Genomic DNA, 18,618 nt, shown 5'->3' with positions numbered 1-18,618 from the left:
TGATGTCATTCAGTATAAGTTACAAAAATTGTTTTGTCAAATGAATTTCATTCACGATAAACGGCATAAAAAAGAGAAAGGCAAGGGCAGGGCGCACCCTGTTTTTTGTTTTTAATAAACAAGATGGAGCAAATCGGCCAGTACGATCATAGCAACAATTATAGCAAAGAGGATGACTATAAGGTTTTGGACACACAACCGTTTGAAATGAGCCAGAGCTTGTCTACGGCAGAGTGCATCTCTTGATGCGCACCCTATTTTCGGTTTACTCTACCTGCTTTCTTAGGGTTCGGTTTTCTATTCTATAAGGATGTTTTTAGCGCTTTTCCTGCAAGCATAAATATGGTAGAATAGAAAAAACGCTATGGATATGGGTAACGGTGAAGATTAATGCTGAAGATTGCAATCGCAGAGGATGAGACCAGCGCGCAGACTGCATTAAAGGAATATCTTGACCGCTGGCAAGCAGAAAACGGCCAGCCGGTGCAGGCGGTGTTTTTTGAAAGCGGCTCTCAGCTGCTGGAAAACATTCCCCAAGGGTTGCAGCTGGCATTGCTGGACATCCAGATGCCAGGGCTTTCCGGCATGGAGACTGCCCACCGCCTGCGGGGAACGCTGCCGGAGTTGGAGATCGTGTTTATCACCAGCCTTACCGGCTATGCGCTGGAAAGCTACGAGGTCGCTGCACTGGATTATCTGGTCAAACCGGTCAGCTATCCGCGGTTTTGCCGCAGCCTTGAGCGTGCCTGCCGCCGGATCTGCCAACAGGCAGAGCACATCCTGACCATTAAAAACAACGATGGGGTATTCCGTCTGCGTGCAAAGGACCTTGTCTATGTGGAGGTGTTCAGCCACCGGCTGGTACTGCATACCACAGCGGGTGTGGTGAGCTACAGCGGCACCCTTGCCGCACTGGAAAAGGATTTAGGAAACGGATTTTTCCGTTGCCACAGCTCCTTTCTGATCAATCTGGAGCAGGTGACCCGGCTGGACGGTGCTGATGTTGTGCTGGGCAGTGAGCGATTGCCGGTAAGCAAATACCGCCGCAAGATGCTGCTTGCCGCGCTGGCAGCCTGTTGGGGGGAGGCACTGTGATGACCATCAGCCTGTGTACTTTTTTGCGGGCAGTCAGCTATGGACTGCTGCTCCCCTTTTACGTCTGCGGCACCGAGCTGCGACGCAGTCTGCAACGTCAGGGCTTGCAGCCGGTGGTGCTGGTGCTGGCACTGACGGTGATATTGCAGTGGGAGCAGACCTTTGCCACCCTCGGTGGACAGTATGTCGGCATCGTCTGCTCCATCGCCCTTTATGCCATTACTGCCTATGCCCTGCTGCGCCGTAGCATCGGGCTGGCCCTACAGCAAGCACTGTGCTTTTTTCTGCTCACCGACTGCACCGACACCATCATGCGGTTTGCTAATATGCGGCTGCTGGGATACGACCCTCTACGCTCCGGCACATTCTGGGCAGCGCTGCTGGCGTATCTGCCACTGACAACCGTGCAGGGAACGCTGCTGTGGCTGCTGCGCAGTTTCTGCCCGGCTGAAAAGCTGCGCATCCTTCGCAGCGCTGCACTTGCATTGTATGTTCTGGCCGCTGTTCCCTATCTGTTTGTCTGTCGGCTCACCTATTGGCTGCCGTTGACCAATGAAGAACTGACCACCGCCGTGCCGGTGCTTCTGACCGGGTGCTGTGTGCTGGCGCTGCTGGTAAACATCAGCTTTCTGAGCTATGCCATCGCCGAGGAGGAAAAGCGCACCATGCTGCAGCTGCGCATCGCCGCAGAGCAGCAACAGCAGCAATACCTGCTGCGCAAAACAGCGGTGGACTCGGTACGATGCAAGTACCACGACCTGAAAAATATTCTGCTCTATCTGGAGCAGAGCAGCGATCAGGCAACCGTGCAGGCGCACATCCGGCAGATCTTGCAGGAGGTGCAGCCCTATGAGCAGATGACCGCCACCGGCAACGAGACCGTGGACATCCTGCTGGGTGAAAAGCTGGCACGATGCCAACAGGCACAGATCGCCTGCACCATTACAGTGGACGGCAAGCTGCTGAATTTTATACAGCCCATCGACCTTTGCGTCATTTTTGGCAACGCCATGGACAACGCCATCGAAGCCTGCTCTGCGCTGCCGGATCCGGACAGCCGCGCCCTGAGTGTGCGATGCCAGAAGCGGGGCGGGTTTGTGGTGCTCAATTTCCGCAACGCCTGCCTGCAGCAGCATCTGCCGGTAGATGCCCTGCCCAAAACCACCAAGGACGACCCGGAGAATCACGGCTTCGGCCTTACCAGTATCCGCTCGGCCACCGAAAAATACGGCGGACAGATGAGTCTGCGGAGCGAGAACGGAGAGTTCGTGCTCACCCTGCTGTTCCCGGAGAAAAAATAAAACCAGAGGTCGCTGCGCATTTGTGCAGCGGCCTCTGGTGCCTTTTATGCCCCGGTCACCGGCTTATACAGCAGTTCCGGCTCCTGCGGGTGCAGGGTGTACACGGCAATATTCTCTGTGGTGCGGGACAGATCTCCGTCTACCCGGGTGGTAGTGCCCGGGCCAAAACTCAGGTAGTTTTCCGTGCTTTGGCGCGCCAGCAGGTCCCGGCATTCCTGCCCGGGTTTTGCCCAGCGTCCGGGCAGATACTCATGGTAGCCCTTCTCGGTCAGGTGGCGGGCAGCATAGTCCAGCATCGCCGGAACCTCGTCCCTGCACACGGTTTCTTCCACGCCCTTCGGCAGGGTCAAGGGGTCCAGCCGCAAGGCAGACACCTTGTACTTGACTGCGAACCGCAGGCTGGTGGCAAAATTTGCCGCCGTCTGCCCCGGAATCCCATACAGCAGCGTTGCCTCATACCCGGGCAAATGGAACAGCTGCGGAAGGATCAGGCTGGTCTCGGAACTAGGCATATTGTTTGCGCTGCCAATGCGTTCCAGCTCTGGGATGCGAGCAGTAGCCAGCCCCAGCACCAGCCGGTTGACCCCGGTGTTCTGGAAGGCGACCATCCACGAGGCATCCACACGGTTGGGCAATGCTTCCACGGTGACCTCGGTATCCGCAGACAGAGAGAACAGCTCCCTGATCCGGCGCATGATCCGTGCAAAATCGTCCTGCGACAGCGCCGTAGGGCTGCCGCCACCCCAGTAGACCGTCTGCACCGGGTCGCCGGAAAAATCCGGTGCGGTAGCTTCCAGCTCAGCCAGCAGTGCATTTGCATAGGCCTTACAGGTCTCCGGCGTGGCGGGATAGATTTTTTGGTTGCAGAAGGTGCAGCGCCGGACGCAGAACGGAACGTGCAGATAAAGATGCAGCGGGGCAGACATGGCAAAACTCCTTTCGCACAAAGACAGCCGGACAGGGAAAGCTGCCCCGATGCGCAAACGACACCGGGGCAGCTCTCCTGAAAAAGAAGAAAAAAGAAAAACGCTCAGAAATGCCGCTTTTACAGTGCAGCAACGTACTGACCAACCATCATGCCCTGCGTGTTGGCCAGACCCAGACTCTCGCCGGGGATGGAGGTAGAATACTGGAAGCCAAAGCGGCCGCCGCAGTTGTTGCCAGCTGCAAACAGACCCTTGATCGGCTCAAAGTCCTCGCCCAGCACCTGACTGTTATCATCGGTCAACAGGCCGCCGGTGGTCACCAGCATACTGCCCATGGATTTCTCAGCACCGTAGGCAAAGATATGCTTGCCGTTCAGCGGACGCAGCAGCACCGGCTCCTTAGCAAAATCCTCGTCCACGCCCTTTTCACACAGTTCGTTGTAGCGTGCTACGGTGGCAACAAAATTTTCCAGATCGGTGCCGGTAAAGCCCAGACGCTGACCCAGCTGCTGGGCATCCTCGCCGGCATACACGGTTACAGTGCTCATGCCGGTCACCTCGTAGCCGGCATCGCCGCCGTCAATGGCACCCTGCATGATATCATCCAGCTTCTCGTCCTCGCCGTTGGCATAATCAACAGCCATGTGGCCGGGTGCCTGATAGGTAAGATCGGTGCGGATGGTATCGTTGAATACCGTAAAAATCTTACCCTGCGGTTCCTTTGCACCGGCCATTGCTGCAAGCACGATATCGCCAAAGCCCTCATTGCAGTAGCGCTTACCGTGGCAGTTGACCCACAGTGCAGCGGTGGTGCCAATAGGGTCTCCGGGGCTGTTGCAGGGGTAGACGTAGTTACCGCCCATGCTGGACAGCGGACGGCTCTCCAGACGGCCGCCAGCCCAGTAGCCCAGCTGAATGCCGGAGCCATCGTCGTCCATGCCGCCAATAGCGGTATCGTCAGAGCAGTAATCGCTGATCTCAATCAGCAGGTCACGGCACATTTCAGCGTTGCCGCCAAAGCCGCCGCCGCAAAGGATCACGCCCTTCTTGGCGGTGAACTTGATGTAGCTGCCATCGGCCTCCTTGCCCACCACGCCAACAACGGCATCGCCGTCCTTGATCAGCTGGCAGGCCTTGGTGCCAAAGTGGTAGTCTGCGCCCTTCTCGCGGGCGATCTCCATGCAGCGCTTGACCGGCGAAGCATCACCGTTCAGGGTGGGGGTGCCCACCCAGGTGCTGATGCCGCTCTTCTTCTGGGTGTAGTTGCTGCTCAGCGGCCACTGACGTACACTCCAGCTGTCCTTTTCCTCTGCGGTAAAGCTGTCGGTCATCCAGTCAAAGCACTTGCCGCTGTTCTTGGCATAGGCCATGATCAGGCCGCAGCGGCTGCGATTGTTGGTGCGCAGCTGCCAGTCGGTAACAAACTCCTGTATGTCGATCTGGGGAATGCCCTTGCTGGCCAAAAACTCGCTGTTCAGGTGGCCGATCTGTCCGCCGCCGCGGAAGCTCATGGCGTCCTCGGTCTGGCTCTCGATCACGATCACGCTGGCACCGGCTTCAATAGCGGCACGGGCAGCCGGCGTACCGGCCTGACCGCCGCCCACGATGACAACATCGGCGGTGTACTCCTTTGCAAATTCGGTGATCGCATCGGGAGCGGTGCGCCAGCTCTCACCTTCTGCGGTGCTCTGGCCGGGAGTGGTGCTGACCACCGGTTCGCCCTTGGCCTGTGCCACGCAGTTTGCAACAGCATCCTTAACAGCATCCGAGGTAATGGTCGCACCGGAATGACCGTCGATCTCGGCGCTCTGAGCCTTGAGGATCTGCTCCTTCAGCTCATCGCCAATGTCCTTGCCAAAGCCCTCGGTTTCACCGGAAACATCAATGGTCACATCCGTGATGCTCTCAGCGTCAAAGGTCATGGTGACGGTAACGTCTGAGCTGATGCCCTTGGAGGTAGCAGAATAACTGCCGGGAGTGTAAGTACCGCTGGCAGAAGCAGTGCTGGAACTGCCGGAGGAACCGGAGCAGCCCACCAGAGCCCCTGCCATAGCAGCCCCCAGCGCACCAATGGATGCGGTGTGCAGGAACTGTCTTCTGGAAACCTTGTTTGCCATGAAATCTTCTCCTTTTGGTATGTTGTTCCGTTCGTATACGGCGATTGACAAAAGAATAGCAATTTCAGGAAAGAGTTGCAATCATCCTGCGCAACTGGGCGTTTCCATTGCGTAGTTGGACAAAAAGCCCTGCGTAATGGGAAGGTATGCCGGGGCAGATGCGCCGAAGTCACTGATGAATCTGTATGGCGGAATAGCGAGCGTCTGTAGTTTCTATATCCTCTTTGTTTTTCCAGAGGTTTGCACGGTAATTCGGGTCATAAGTAGTGACAGCGCTCAGCTTTTTGGCGCAGGCGGCAGCATCCAGCGTAACGGTGCGGAAGGGGTCAGGTCGATCAAAACTTCACCAATCGTTACAATATCCATGGCTGCTCCTTTCAGCGGTGCACCAGCAGCGCCTGATAGGGTTCCAGCTCCACGTCTGCCAGCCAGACGGTCTTGCCATCGGCGGTCTTGTACCTGCCGCCCAGAGCGTCCAGACTTGCTCCTGCCGGGTACTCGGTACAGTTCCATGAACAGCCATTCCAGCTCGTCCTTGTGCTTGGCGAACCGGACTGCAAAATTATCTTGACTTGTCATCTTTCTTTATCCTTTTCGCGTAAGATGAAGCTGCACGCTGGGGTAATCGCCAAACAGCTGCGGCAGGACAAGTCCCGCATACAGCAGGGTGCTGCCGCTGAACCGCATCCCCTTGTGAATGCCGTCCTCTACGTCGTGGGCATACCGGGAGCCGAAATAGTCGATGCCATCCAGTTCATACACAGCATCTTCTTCCAGCCCACGGAAGCACAGGTGGATGGGCAAGGGATTCGCCTGCGGATGGGTCACCACCAGATTCAGCAGTGCCTCGCTGCCGTCCTCTGCGGCAAACTGCCATGCCGTGAAATATGCGTTTTCTGCCGGGTCGGTCAGCCGGTAATAATCGCCGGTGCGGATCAGGTCGTTCAGCCGTTTGAACCGCTTGATCTGGTTTTTCACTGCAGTGCACTCGGCGCGCTTCAATTTGCCCAGATCCAGCTCGTAGCCAAAGGTGCCGCTCATCGCCACCACAGCACGGGTATCGATGGGCGTAGTACGGCCGGTCTGGTGGTTGGGGCAGGCAGAAACATGAGCACCCATGGTGCAGACCGGGTAGCCAAAGGAGGTGCCGTGCTGGATGGTCAACCGTTCAATGGCATCGGTATCATCACTGCACCAGATCTGGGGATAGTAGCACAGCATTCCGGCATCAAAGCGTCCGCCGCCGCCTGCGCAGCCCTCGAACAGCACCTCCGGGAAGCCCTGCGTCAGCCGCTCTGCCAGCGCATAAACGCCCAGCATATAGCGGTGCATGATCTCACCCTGCTGCTCGGCAGGGAAAGCACGGCTGTACACATCGCTCATGCTGCGGTTCATATCCCACTTGATATACTCAATGTGATGCTCCCGCAGCAGCTTGCTGATAACCCCTGCCAGATAGTCCACCACCTCCGGGCGGGAAAGATCCAGCACCAGCTGGTTGCGCCCCATGGCAGGCTTGCGTCCGGGCAGGGTCAGCGCCCAGTCCGGATGGGTGCGGTACAGCTGGGAGTTCTCGTTGACCATTTCCGGTTCGCTCCACAGGCCGAATTTCATGCCCAGCGCATTGATCTGCCCGATCAGCGGATCCAGTCCGCCGGGCAGCTTTTCGCAGTTCACGGTCCAGTCGCCCAGACCCTGATTGTCGTCATTCCGGGTGCCGAACCAGCCATCGTCCAGCACCATCATCTCCACGCCGAGAGAGGCCGCTTTTTCAGCGATTTTTACGATCTTTTCGGTGTTGAAATCAAAATAGGTGGCCTCCCAGTTGTTGATCAGCACCGGGCGGCGTTTGTCCTTCCACGGGCCGCGGCAGATGTTGCGCCGCAAAAAGCGGTGGTACTGCTGGGAAAGCGGGGTCAGACCCTCTGCCGCAAAGGAGAGGATCACCTCCGGGGTATCAAAGGTCTCGCCCGGCTTCAGGTTCCACGCAAAGCGCTCCTCCTGAATGCCGCTCACTACCCGGACAAGCCCGGTCTGAGAGCGCTCCACGTCCATCTGGTAGCTGCCGGAATAGACCATCATCACCCCGTAGCAGGCACCGCTGGTCTCCGTTGCATCCTGCTGGCAGAGGATCAGGAAGGGATTATTGTGGTGGCTGGAGCTGCCCCGCACCGAAGAAATGGTCTGGATATTGGTGCCCACAGCTTCCCGCTCCAGCTGCCGTTCCATAGCGTGTCTGCCATGGAAATGCAGCAGATCCCATCTGCCAAAGGGCAGATCCAGACAGGCAGATGCCGCCTTGTCCAGCCGCAGCGGGGTATCTCCGTGGTTTGTCAGCCGCGCCGCACGGGTGATGACATCCTGCTGTGCAAACACGCCGTACAGCAGCTCCAGCGTCAGACCGGTTGTCTCGTCCTGCATTCGGACGATCAGGGTCTCGGCATCGTTTTCCTCTGCGTGGGCACAGGGCAGACCGGTCAGCTGATATTTGCCCGCCTCCACCGTGTGGCTCACATAGGTAAAGTCTGCGCCAAAGGCGCCACGGCTGTCGGCCACCGTCAGGCAGGATAGACGGAAATCGCCCACATTGCAGCCGGTATACTCCTGCGGGAGCAGATCCGGGGAAACGCCCCGGTGGGTGCGGTAAGCGTAGTAATCCGGCGAGAATCCCCGGTCTGTGCGAGGATACAGCTGCATCAGGTCCCCGGTGCCGATGGTTTTGCCGTAGTACAGATGCAGCAGGTGCCCCAGCGCATCCACCTTCATGTGGTAGCTGGTATGGGCAGTCTCCAATACAAAAATGCGTGCCTCGGAATCAAATCGAATACTCATGGATCCTATACCTCAACGAGATTATTTTTAATAGAAATGCCGACAGGCAGGCGGTCGTGTCGGAACGGCTACCCGCCTGTCGGCGGCGCTCATTGCTGCCATTGCCTTTACGAATTGTCTGCGAGAGATTTTCATTTTTGTTCTCCTCCAAAGTCCTTATTCCGTAGGGTGATCTTCGTACTGTGTCGTACCGGCCGGGTCGATTTTTCTGCTTTTTGTCAGCTCTTACAAAAGCAGCGAGAAAATTTTGTGCATCATCACATTGCACAGTTTCTTTTCTCTTGTTGTGCCATTATTATACTATCTGCCAGTGGTTTCGTAAATGCAAAAATGCGACTTGTTATATCTCAATTTGAAGGAATACTGCGAATTATTATGAAAGAGGCTCTGTCTTTCATAGAGCAGCATTACAGCGAAGATATTTCCATCGAGGATATCTCCTCCTTCTGCGGACTGAACCGCAGCTATTTCAGCAAGGTGTTCCGAGATACCATGGGCGAAAGCCCACAGGGGTTCCTGCTGCACTACCGCATGGCACGGGCGGCACAGCTGCTGACTGAAAGCCGCCTGCCCATCAGCACCATCGGCACCATGGTCAGCTATCCCAATCAGCTTCACTTTTCCCGTGCGTTCAAAAACGTATATGGCATCAGCCCACGGGACTATCGTGCAAAGCATTTTGCACTATAAAAATTGGTCTCAATACAGTGAAATAAATCAGCGGCAGTCCTCCCGTTAGACATTCCTATGAGTTGGGAACCGCGGGGCCTTACGGGTTGCGTTTGCTGATTTTTCCGCAGCCCCTTGGCAGGGCTTTGAAAAATCAGAACGCTACTCGGGCAACTCCTCCCTGTTTCTGCCGCAGGCAGCGGTCGTCGTCGTTGCTGTTCAAGTCCTCTTATCCGCTGTTACAGCTGAAGAGGGAGTATACAGTGAAATAAATCAGCGGCAGTCCTCCCGTTAGACATTCCTACGGGTTGGGAACCGCGCACTAACAAAAGCCCCACTGGGGCTTTTGTTGCCCCACCTGCGGTGGGGCCGTGCTGTTCAAGTCCTCTTATCCGCTGTTGCTGTTAAAGAGAAATTGCCGTATAAAACAAAAAAGACAGCTATCAAAAGCTGTCTCTCTTGTGGTGCACCTCGCGCACTCATATCCGAACTTTTCTCCGCTTTCACGGCTTCTCCGAAAGCGACCGTTTCCGTACCTTCCTTATAATTAAAGGTGATGAGAACCTTATCATCATAGAGATAGATGGCATTGATGAAAGTATCCACCAGTGCCTGCCGCTGCTCCGGCTGGGTCATATCCAGCTTGCGGAAGCGAAGCAGCCATCGCAATCCAACTTTTTCAATCGTTTGCAACATCGTTGGATTGCATATCGCAAAATATGCCGGTTAGAACAGTATTCCAAACCTGCCCTTGCGATTGAACCGGACGAACTCCTCTTTCATCTTTGGCTTAGCCAGCCGTTCCTCTGCAATGCGGGCTTGCAGTTCTTTTCGCTGTTCTTCCAGCGCTTCCAGCCGCTCCTTGGTGGAACTGGTCAGAATGCCCATCTGGATAGCGTTCAGCATATTGGTGATGCCGGTTTCCGTTTCTTTCAACTGCTTTTCATAGATGGGCAAATCCGTGCTTTCCTGATTTTGCAATTCCATGACTTTGGCAATGATGGCATTCATGGAAGCGTCATCTTCCACCAGCTTCATGGTCTCGTTGACCACTAGATCTTCCAGCCACTGTTTCCGCACGGCCTTTTTATCGCAGGTCTTTTTCTTCTTGGCGGCGGCACACTTGTAATAGGTATACATTTTCCCGGTGTGGCTGACACCGCTTTCTCCGAACATCAGTGCACCGCACTTGCCGCAGTACAGCTTGGTTGTGAGCAGATAGCTTTCCTCTGCCTTATGACGGGCAGGGGCCTTTTTATTTTTCGCCAGCTTTTCCTGCACCTTGTTGAACAAGTCCTCTGACACGAGAGCCGGGATCGCATTGGGCTGTACCACATCCCGCAAACGCAATTCGCCGATGTACCGGCGATTACTCAGCATCCGCTGAATTGTGTTATAGGACATCTCTCCGCCCATCGAATTTTTGATGTTGTGCGCCTTCAACCAATCCCGCAAGTCAGTCATGGTCGCACCGTCCGCATACTTCTGGAACGTCTGCTCCACATACGGAGCCAGCAGCGGGTCTGGCTGGTAATGCCGGGTCTCATCGATCATGTAGCCGAACGGAATCGTGCCGCCATTATAAATACCCTTGAGAGCATTTTCGGTCATGCCGCGCACGACCTTTTCGGACAGGTCAGCCGAGTAATATTCGGCATAGCCCTCCAGCACCGACTCCAGAATAATACCCTCCGGGCCAGCCGAAATGACTTCCGTTGCCGACACCAGTTTCACGCCGTTCCGCTTCAGTTGGGTCTTGTACCGGGCACTGTCATAGCGGTTTCGGGCAAAGCGGTCGAGCTTCCAGACAATGATGACGTCAAAGATGCCACGCTCACTGTCCTTGATCATCTGCTGGAACTGCGGGCGGTTATCGGTCTTGGCGGAGATGGCACGGTCAATGTAATGCTTCACCACCGTGAAGCCGTTCTTTTCCGCATAGGCGGTGCATTCCCGGATCTGACCTTCAATGGATTCTTCGCGCTGACTGTCAGTAGAATAGCGGGCATAGATCACGGCGGTCATGGCAGGCACCTCCATTTATACATCATTGAACGGTGGATCGTTTTTTCAAAGCAATGTTTCGTATAATGGATATACCACAGTTTTTAACTGAATGCAAGACTTTTTCCCAAATAAAAGCCGCCATCATTCTCAGATCGTCCAGTTCTGGCTTGCCGACTGCAGATCCACCATGTGGGTGTACAGTCCCTTCCGGGCGTACAGCTCTGCCGGGCTGCCCTGCTCGGCCACGATGCCACCCGACAGCACCACCACCTGATCCGCACCGGCCACGGTACGCATCCGGTGAGCGATGATGAGAACGGTCTTGTTTTTGATGAGGCGGGACAGAGCCTCCTGAATCGCCGTTTCGTTCTCAACATCCAGACTTGCGGTGGCCTCGTCCAGCAGAATGATGGGCGCATCCTTCAGAAAAGCACGGGCGATGGAAATGCGCTGACGCTCACCGCCGGAAAGAGCGCAGCCATTCTCGCCGATATTGGTGTTCCACTTGTCCGGCAGCTTCTCGGCAAATTCCTCGCAGTTTGCCAGCTTTGCCGCCGTAAGGACCTCCTCGTCGGTGGCACCTTTGCGCCCCAGACGGATGTTTTCGAGGATTGTGTTGTCAAACAGGGTCACATCCTGAAAGACGATGGAATACAGGCTCATGAGTTTTTCCGGGTCGATTCGGGAGACATCCATGCCGCCCACGGTGATACTGCCCTTCTGGTAATCCCAGAACCGTGCTGCCAGCCGGGAAACAGTGGTCTTGCCGCTGCCGGAGGGGCCCACCAGCGCCGTAACCTCCCCCTGCTTTGCGGTAAAGGAGACATCCCGCAGCACCGCTTCACCGGAGTCATAGGCAAAGCCCACATGGTCGAACACGATATCGCAGCCCTGATTGGTCAGCTGCTCGCTGCCGGTCTGCAGGGGAGCGTCCAGAATCTCATTCATCCGCCCCACATTGGTACGCATGGCGATGACCGCCGCCAGATTCTGCAAAGCCCCCTGCATGGGGTCGTACATCCGGGATGCCGCCATCAGGAACAGAAACAGGGTCAGTACGTCGATGCTGCCCTGCACCAGCAGCACCGAACCGGTGAGCGCCACCGATGCAATGCCCAGCTTGAGCACCATGCCGGCGGAGGACACAAACAGCGCTGTTTCCAGCTCTGCCACAATAGACTGCTTTTCCACTGCCCGAATTTTGCCGGAAAGGCCGGACAGATACTGCTGCTCCGCATTGCTGGCTTTCAGGTCCCGGAGAGTCTCGATGTACTCCTGAATACCGTCCGCACAGGCCATTTTCGCCGCCATGGTCCTGGCCTGCACCTTATCCTGTACCCGATAGCTGCCCACCACGATGGCAGCGGATACCGGAATGACCCACAGAGCCGCCAGTGCCATCCGCCACTCAAAGGCGAACAGGCTCAGGGCAATGAGCACCGTGGAAATGAGGGAGCCGAACAGACCGGGGATGAAGTGGGAGCAGTCCTTTTCCAGTACCTCGCAGTCCGCCATGATGGTGCTTGTCAGGTCGGCAAGGTCTCGCTTGCCGAAAAAGGACAGAGGCAGCTTCCGCAGCCGCTCTGCAAGGGTCAGGCGGCGGGTGCCGCTCTCTTTATAGGTAGTAAAATAGGTGCCGTTGTACTGGAACCATGTGGTCAGCAAAATCAACACAAAGCAGGCAACGCATCCCACCAGATAAAAGGTGCTTCTCCCGCTCGTAGAGCCTGCCAGCAGGTCTTTTACCAGAAGATACAGCAGCCCGGTGGGCAGCATGAACGCCATGTTCTGGAACGCACAGGCCAGAACGCCCTTTACAAGCCCCTTTGCGCCCTCCGGGGAGCTGGCTGTGGCGTGTTGAATTTTTTCGATCATTCCTTACCCCTCCTTTGCGACCTTCCACTGCACCGACGCCTGATACTCCTGCCACATCCGGGCAAACAGACCGTTCTGCGCACACAGTTCGTCCTTTGTGCCGGATTCCACAATCTGCCCATCCTGCACCACATAGATGCAGTCGGCGTTGGCGACTGTGGACAGGCGGTGCGCGATCATCAGCACCGTTTTGCCCTTGGCAAGCTGGGCAAAGGCTGCCTGCACCTTTGCTTCATTGTCCGGGTCGGCAAAGGCGGTGGCCTCGTCCAGGATCAGGATGGGCACATTTTTCAGCATGGCGCGGGCAATGGCAATGCGCTGCTGCTCGCCGCCGGAAAGATACACGCCCTTGGTGCCGATGACCGTGTGGATGCCCGCCGGGAACTTCTCCACGATATCCATGCACTGTGCAGCTTTCAGCGCCGCCAGCACCTCGGCTTCGGTGGCCTGCGGCCTACCCAGACGGACGTTGTCCAGAATGCTGCCCTTGAGCAGGCGGCTGTTCTGGAACACAAAGGAGATGGTGTCCATCAACTCTTCCTTGGGGATGTCCCGCACATCCGCTCCGCCCACCCGGACGCTGCCGCTCTGCACATCGAAGAACCGACAGATCAGGTTTGCCAGTGTGGATTTGCCGCCGCCGGAGGGTCCAACGAAAGCCACCGTCTGACCCGGCTGAATTTTCAGCGAAACGCCCTCGATAACATCCGTTTTGCCATCATAGCTGAAATGCACATCCTTCAGGGACACAGAGGCATCTTTCGGATGCTGCGGATGATCGTTTTCTGGCACAGGTTCCGCATCCAGAACCGAATCCACACGAGCCAGCGCATCTGCCACAACGAGTTCATTTTCGCTCATGTACATGATGCGGGTCAGGGTCAGGGAGATCACCGGCGTGATGATGATATAGAACAGCAGGTTCAGCAGAAATTCCGTGGTCACGCCGTGGGTCGTGAACAGCAGCCCGCCCGCGATCAGAAAGGCGAACACACCGTTGACGGCAGCGGTATAGAACATCATGGGCAGGCGCAGGTCTTTGGTGTAGGAGATGACCCACTTTTCATACTCATCAATGGTGGTCTTGAACTTTTTGAAGGAAAATACCGATTGCCCGAAGGTCTTGACCACCGGGATACCCCGGACGTACTCCACGGCCTCGTTGGACATGGATTCCAGTGCGTTGCCGTACTGCCGCATTTTTTCGGCCATCCGCTTGCCGGTCATGGTCGCCATGATGAGAAACGCCAACACCACCGGCGCAAGGCTCAGCAGCCCCAGCCGCCAGTCGAACGCCAGCAGCAAAACCAGCAGCCCCACCGGGGTGGCGATGGCGTTGTACTGGTCTGGCAGCTGGTGGGCCAGATAGGTCTCGGCGGCTCCGGTGCTCTCATGGATGATCTTCCGCAGCTTGCCGCTGCCGAAGGTCTCGGCAAAGCCCAGCGGCAGCACCGCCAAATGCTCCGACACCGCCAGCCGCAGATTGGTCGCCACCCGGAACGCCGACAGGTGGGAGCACATCAGCGCTGCAATGTAAATAAGGTAAGACAGCACTGCAAACAACACTGCCATCCAGCCGTAATGGGGGATGTTCACCGCCTGCGCATAGTCCGGTGCGACAGCCAGCACATCCCGCAAGATCATCCAGATATAGAGGAACGGGATCAGCGCCATCAGTGCGCTGACAGCGGAGAGCACCAGTGAAGCATAGGTGAATACCCGATGTCCACCTGCATAGCCCATCAGCCGGGAAAAGTCCGATCGTTTTTTCAATCAAATCACATCCTTACCGTAATATTGCCATGCGTACCGCCTGACATGATCGGGTGCGCATGTGCCGTTTATTCTGCCTCAGACAAATTTTCCGTGACGAAAAGTTCAATGACATTTTCCATAGTTGCCTGATCATAGTCCTCTGCGATGGCGGCAGCATTCCAATAAGCATAATTTCCTTCATACCAGCTCTGCAGGTCGTCGAGATCCTCTGCATAGCGGAATTCCAGATGATACGTCGTTTCCATCGTATCGGGCGCAAAGGCAAAGTAGGTAAACTCCCCGGAATCCGCATCCTCGCTCTGGTAGAAGAGGAAGCTGTTTTCATTGTCCACATCCAGTTTCTGGTAGGTGTGTGCAAACACTTCCTGTCCTTGCGCATCCAGACCGGTGATAGTGTCGCCATTCATCACGAATTTTTCCACGCCGCCCAGAAAATAGCAGTTGAACGCCGTGCTGTCCGGATCTGCTGCATATTTTTCAACAGCCTCCTCGCCATACGGCTCTGCCATGCACATTCCCAGCAGCATATCCGTAGCCGATTCCGCATTGTCCTCGCCTACCAGCGGAGTCGCAGCGTCGATCCACAAATTCCGGTATTCACTCTTTGCCATCTCCGGGAACAGTTCCACATAAGTCCCGCTGATACCAGACAGATAATCCTCCGCATCCATTACCTGACTTGCGGAAGCCGAAGAAGCCACCGAGGAGGAAACGCTGGATGCCGAAGACGCTGTGCTTGCGCTCTGCTGGCCGCAGCCGACAGCAGACAGCAGGCAGACCGCAGACAAGGCCACTGCAACAAATTTCTTTTTCATCATCATATGAAAGTACCTCCGGTTTTAAAGTAAGTTTGTTCTAACCGCTCTGTACTTTAGCATATTTTTCGGCCGTGGACTACTCCATTCTGATTTCCCTGCTCCGTTTTGCGAGTCCATTTGCGTGGGTGCGGTACTGCGACGGGGTCGTTCCATATCGTTTCCGGAAAGCCTCCGAAAACTTGCTGGCGTTGTCATATCCTGCATTCTGTGCGATCTGCGTAATGGGCTTTGCGCTCCGGACAAGCTCTACGGCAGCCTGTTCCAGACGGTATTCCTTGATATAGTGGTATACTGGCACACCGTAGACCTGTTTGAACATTTTTTGCAGGTGCGAAACCGAGATCCCGTGTTCTTCTGCCAGCTGCGCAAGGGAGACATACCCCTCCCGGTTTGTCAGAAGGTGATCCCGGAGATGGTGTGCCAGTTCGGTCTGTTCGGTAGAACAGTACAAGTCCGTTCCTTCCTCCTGCGGAATGCGGCTCAGCAGCATCAACAGCTCCACCACCTTGAGCCGCAGGAACCGGAGATCCATGTAGGGCGCATTTTCGTACAATTCCCGGAAAACGTGCTCACAGCGGGGTCCTGCCGTACCGAACATGAACCATCGGTTTCCCAGAAGATTCTGCTTCAGTACCGCAAAATCCACCGAAAAGCCCGGTGCGTTCTTCTCAAGCCAGTTCTGAGCGGCTGCTGGATCAACTTCCAGACACAGCCCTTCGTAACAGCCCAGCGGGAACCGTGACTCTGAACGTGTTCCATGCCGTCCGTCGTAGCAGCTGACGGCCATATCCCCCGGCTTTAGCAGAACGCTATCACGCATGGAAAAGCTGGTTTCAAAACGGCCATTGATGCAGAAATTGATCTCTATCATACCGATCTGCGTGCGGATTTCCGTATAGGTCTCCATCTCCAGCCGCAGCAGCATGATCCCCACGCCATCAAACAGCCGGTAATAGTGAATTTCTCCACTTCCGGCCGCATTTTCAAAGCCGCCTGTTTGTCCGGGATTATAGGGAGTGACCCCCGTTTTGTCATGAAAAATGATATCAATCATACTGTTTATTCAATCCGATCTCCACAATCCGTCTTTTGCAGGGCTTGGAATGGCAGCTGTGGTCAACTGGCAGATCTCTGTCTTTCATATTTTTCCTTTCTTCGCCCCTTGCATCGCAATTTTCTCAACCATGCGCTATCCCAGTGCCACATCCAGTACCATCATCATGCTGAAGCCTACCGCAAAAAAAACCGTGCCGACGTTAGAGTGCTGCCCCTGCGACATTTCCGGGATCAGCTCCTCCACCACCACATACAGCATGGCTCCGGCGGCAAAGCTGAGCAGATAGGACAAAGCGGGCACCACAATGCCTGCCGCCAGGATCGTCAATACTGCCCCGATCACACCGAGAATGTACCATCGAATCAGCTTTTTCGGTTTCTCCGTCTTCATCTTTTTTGCCTCCGATTGCAGTTCATGATTCTGCTTTTCATTTGGGCAATTTCCAACTTCTTAGAAAATCAAATGGACAATACCGCCGACAATTGCCGCTCCCGCAACCCAGATCAGCGCCAGTATGCTTCGCTTTTTCAGCACCTGCCTCCAGGTCTGCACGAACGGCGCATCTTCAAGCCCTGGCAGCACCCAAAACTGGCTGTGCCCGACCCATAGCTTGTCGATTACAACGCCGTCATAGATATTCATGACCTCAAGAAACAGCAGCGCCTGCCAATAGGCCTCACCAAAGGAGGAAGCCCCGTTCCACAAACCGATAATCAGCACAAGAGCAGCAAGCATCACGATAAAGAACGGTATCATAAAGCATTTTCGTTTTCGGTTCATCGTATTGCGGTCGATCAGTCCCAGTTCGATGGCGCGATCCTGCACCTCCTTGGGATAAAAGTACAGTCCATTGACAGCACCACCGATCACAGCGATTTTTACCATTGCGGTAAACAGCAGACAATAAAGCAGCAGTTGCAGTACGATCATTGTTTTTCTCCTCTCAGTCTGGGTGCGAATCGGGCATATGCTCCCATTTCCTTCGCCTTCCATCGTGGTTCATACAAAACAAGAAAGTATGCCAGAAATACCATGTACCGAATCGTTTGATTTCCATACCAATCTGTCTCCCCGCTATTATCGAACCTTCATGCAGAAATCGCAGCGGTCATTTCCGCGCCCCAGCGTCATGCTTCTCTCCCAGATCAGCTTCGGATGCAGCCCGGTATAGCTGATGTCATCACTGTCGCAAAAGCAGCGGCACAGCTCCGGACAGCCGTAGTCCGCACAGGTGTCGTGATAGGGACACTTCATCATATCCACACGCCAGACGCCGTTGCCGGTCTGCAGTTCTTTTGGGGCAAAGCCCGCCGCCGGGCCGAAAACGCTCCGGGTGGATTTGACGAAAACGCCGGGAACAAGGCGGTAAAGCCCCGGTATGTGCAGCAGGGCGGCAAGCTGTTTGTGGCTCGTTCTCGCCAAGCGCTCCACATAGCCGTGAACGGTTTGCAGTGCCTCCTCTTTCGGCATGACCCGCTGCAAGGTCTCGTAGGCCGAAATGCCCGGCAAGATCTGCCGCTTGAGGTGGTATTGCTTTTCCTTGCTTGCATCTGCATTTTCAGCCAGCAGCGCACTCAGGCGCATATCGAAAGCGGTGTTCAGTTCCTTTGCCTGCGCGGGAAAGCGCAGTGCCGCAGTCTCCCGAAAGTCACGGGAAAGATAGGTTTCCTTTCTCTTCATCGTCCGTTACCCCTTCTTTTTGTACCCGCAGTCGCAGTAGGGTCCGCCGGAGGCAAGGGTATACTGCCGCACAAAGTCGGTCACGCCGCCCGCTTCGCTCATGGTGTAGTCCAGACGGCACAAAGCAGGGGTCAGGTCGTACAGCCCCAGCTCCTTCATCAGCACACAGATGCCGCACTTGGTAAAGCGTCCCTCGTAGCCGCTGCCATCCGGGTATTCGTAAAACTCCATGTTCCACGAGTAGGGGTTGCGGTCGGCGGCTTTCAGAGTGGCGGTTGCCTTCATAGCGGCAATGTCCTTTGCGGTGAACTTGCTTTTTCCGCTCTTGCGGCAGAACCACTGCATGGGCGCTGTCATCATGGACTTTGCGTAGTAATCCGTCAGCCTTTCCACCTCCGGACGTTGCGGCATGGAGAGGATGAACGCGCCGAGCATTGCGCAGTTGACGATGTTCATCTTGAAGCG

Annotated in this window: 14 protein-coding genes and 2 pseudogenes; 3 read left to right on the top strand and 13 right to left on the bottom strand. The window is 55.7% G+C overall.

Going from position 1 to position 18,618, the window contains the following annotated elements:
* Window positions 1-390: 390 nt before the first annotated feature.
* Window positions 391-1,095, top strand: coding sequence for a LytR/AlgR family response regulator transcription factor (locus tag C4N24_RS03760; RefSeq protein ID WP_112090379.1), 705 nt, complete (start codon window positions 391-393; stop codon window positions 1,093-1,095).
* On the top strand, window positions 1,095-2,396 hold the full coding sequence (locus C4N24_RS03755) for an ATP-binding protein (protein WP_112090378.1): 1,302 nt from the start codon (window positions 1,095-1,097) through the stop codon (window positions 2,394-2,396). The genes C4N24_RS03760 and C4N24_RS03755 overlap by 1 nt, the downstream gene beginning before the upstream one ends.
* Window positions 2,397-2,440: 44 nt before the next feature.
* Here the strand turns inward: C4N24_RS03755 and C4N24_RS03750 are convergent, their stop codons facing one another.
* The 4 genes from C4N24_RS03750 to C4N24_RS03730 form a co-directional block, all read right to left on the bottom strand.
* Window positions 2,441-3,322 carry a radical SAM protein gene (locus C4N24_RS03750; protein WP_112090377.1) on the bottom strand — a complete coding sequence of 294 codons (882 nt, stop codon included), beginning with the start codon at window positions 3,320-3,322 and terminating at the stop codon, window positions 2,441-2,443.
* A 119-nt stretch (window positions 3,323-3,441) separates the two neighbouring features.
* On the bottom strand, window positions 3,442-5,439 hold the full coding sequence (locus C4N24_RS03745) for an FAD-dependent oxidoreductase (protein WP_112090376.1): 1,998 nt from the start codon (window positions 5,437-5,439) through the stop codon (window positions 3,442-3,444).
* Between the two features lie 377 nt (window positions 5,440-5,816).
* Window positions 5,817-5,999, bottom strand: a complete 183-nt coding sequence (locus tag C4N24_RS03735; RefSeq protein WP_112090375.1) for a hypothetical protein — start codon at window positions 5,997-5,999, stop codon at window positions 5,817-5,819.
* Between the two features lie 25 nt (window positions 6,000-6,024).
* Window positions 6,025-8,271 carry an alpha-galactosidase gene (locus tag C4N24_RS03730; protein WP_112090374.1) on the bottom strand — a complete coding sequence of 749 codons (2,247 nt, stop codon included), beginning with the start codon at window positions 8,269-8,271 and terminating at the stop codon, window positions 6,025-6,027.
* 375 nt (window positions 8,272-8,646) lie between these two features.
* Between C4N24_RS03730 and C4N24_RS15590 the strand changes: the two genes are divergently transcribed.
* The gene (locus tag C4N24_RS15590) at window positions 8,647-8,961 is read left to right on the top strand and encodes a helix-turn-helix transcriptional regulator (RefSeq protein ID WP_347475208.1); all 315 of its coding nucleotides are present in this window, start codon (window positions 8,647-8,649) and stop codon (window positions 8,959-8,961) included.
* A gap of 357 nt (window positions 8,962-9,318) precedes the next feature.
* Here C4N24_RS15590 and C4N24_RS15300 read toward each other — a convergent pair.
* From C4N24_RS15300 to C4N24_RS03675, 9 genes and pseudogenes are all read right to left on the bottom strand, one after another.
* Window positions 9,319-10,965 (bottom strand): annotated as a pseudogene (locus C4N24_RS15300) (recombinase family protein).
* 129 nt (window positions 10,966-11,094) lie between these two features.
* Complete coding sequence (locus C4N24_RS03710) at window positions 11,095-12,822, bottom strand: ABC transporter ATP-binding protein (RefSeq protein WP_112090372.1); 1,728 nt, start codon at window positions 12,820-12,822, stop codon at window positions 11,095-11,097.
* A gap of 3 nt (window positions 12,823-12,825) precedes the next feature.
* Window positions 12,826-14,595, bottom strand: coding sequence for an ABC transporter ATP-binding protein (locus C4N24_RS03705; RefSeq protein ID WP_181573045.1), 1,770 nt, complete (start codon window positions 14,593-14,595; stop codon window positions 12,826-12,828).
* Between the two features lie 68 nt (window positions 14,596-14,663).
* Window positions 14,664-15,419 carry a hypothetical protein gene (locus C4N24_RS03700; protein WP_005935769.1) on the bottom strand — a complete coding sequence of 252 codons (756 nt, stop codon included), beginning with the start codon at window positions 15,417-15,419 and terminating at the stop codon, window positions 14,664-14,666.
* 73 nt (window positions 15,420-15,492) lie between these two features.
* Entirely contained in the window at window positions 15,493-16,470 is a 978-nt protein-coding gene (locus tag C4N24_RS03695) for a helix-turn-helix transcriptional regulator (protein ID WP_005935772.1), read from the bottom strand.
* Between the two features lie 135 nt (window positions 16,471-16,605).
* Window positions 16,606-16,824, bottom strand: a pseudogene (locus C4N24_RS03690) (zinc transporter); the annotation flags it as partial.
* A gap of 99 nt (window positions 16,825-16,923) precedes the next feature.
* Complete coding sequence (locus C4N24_RS03685; RefSeq protein ID WP_005935777.1) at window positions 16,924-17,403, bottom strand: hypothetical protein; 480 nt, start codon at window positions 17,401-17,403, stop codon at window positions 16,924-16,926.
* Between the two features lie 147 nt (window positions 17,404-17,550).
* Complete coding sequence (locus C4N24_RS03680; protein ID WP_112090370.1) at window positions 17,551-18,153, bottom strand: L-2-amino-thiazoline-4-carboxylic acid hydrolase; 603 nt, start codon at window positions 18,151-18,153, stop codon at window positions 17,551-17,553.
* Window positions 18,154-18,159: 6 nt separating this feature from the next.
* Window positions 18,160-18,618, bottom strand: a 459-nt coding sequence (locus tag C4N24_RS03675; RefSeq protein WP_112090369.1) for an L-2-amino-thiazoline-4-carboxylic acid hydrolase, incomplete at its 5' end; no start/stop codon positions are given.

Origin of the sequence: Faecalibacterium prausnitzii, from assembly GCF_003287405.1 — a bacterium.
GTDB classification, from domain to species: domain Bacteria; phylum Bacillota; class Clostridia; order Oscillospirales; family Ruminococcaceae; genus Faecalibacterium; species Faecalibacterium intestinale.
Note: the sequence above shows the minus strand (reverse complement) of the source record. Positions and strands in the feature narration are given on the sequence as shown.

Excerpts from the sequence above, each read along its gene's own strand:
- C4N24_RS03760 (WP_112090379.1), top strand. The coding sequence starts at position 391 with ATGCTGAAGATTGCAATCGCAGAGGATGAGACCAGCGCGCAGACTGCA.
- C4N24_RS03755 (WP_112090378.1), top strand. The coding sequence starts at position 1,095 with ATGACCATCAGCCTGTGTACTTTTTTGCGGGCAGTCAGCTATGGACTG.
- C4N24_RS03750 (WP_112090377.1), bottom strand. The coding sequence starts at position 3,322 with ATGTCTGCCCCGCTGCATCTTTATCTGCACGTTCCGTTCTGCGTCCGG.
- C4N24_RS03745 (WP_112090376.1), bottom strand. The coding sequence starts at position 5,439 with ATGGCAAACAAGGTTTCCAGAAGACAGTTCCTGCACACCGCATCCATT.
- C4N24_RS03730 (WP_112090374.1), bottom strand. The coding sequence starts at position 8,271 with ATGAGTATTCGATTTGATTCCGAGGCACGCATTTTTGTATTGGAGACT.
- C4N24_RS15590 (WP_347475208.1), top strand. The coding sequence starts at position 8,647 with ATGAAAGAGGCTCTGTCTTTCATAGAGCAGCATTACAGCGAAGATATT.
- C4N24_RS03710 (WP_112090372.1), bottom strand. The coding sequence starts at position 12,822 with ATGATCGAAAAAATTCAACACGCCACAGCCAGCTCCCCGGAGGGCGCA.
- C4N24_RS03700 (WP_005935769.1), bottom strand. The coding sequence starts at position 15,419 with ATGATGATGAAAAAGAAATTTGTTGCAGTGGCCTTGTCTGCGGTCTGC.
- C4N24_RS03695 (WP_005935772.1), bottom strand. The coding sequence starts at position 16,470 with ATGATTGATATCATTTTTCATGACAAAACGGGGGTCACTCCCTATAAT.
- C4N24_RS03685 (WP_005935777.1), bottom strand. The coding sequence starts at position 17,403 with ATGATCGTACTGCAACTGCTGCTTTATTGTCTGCTGTTTACCGCAATG.
- C4N24_RS03680 (WP_112090370.1), bottom strand. The coding sequence starts at position 18,153 with ATGAAGAGAAAGGAAACCTATCTTTCCCGTGACTTTCGGGAGACTGCG.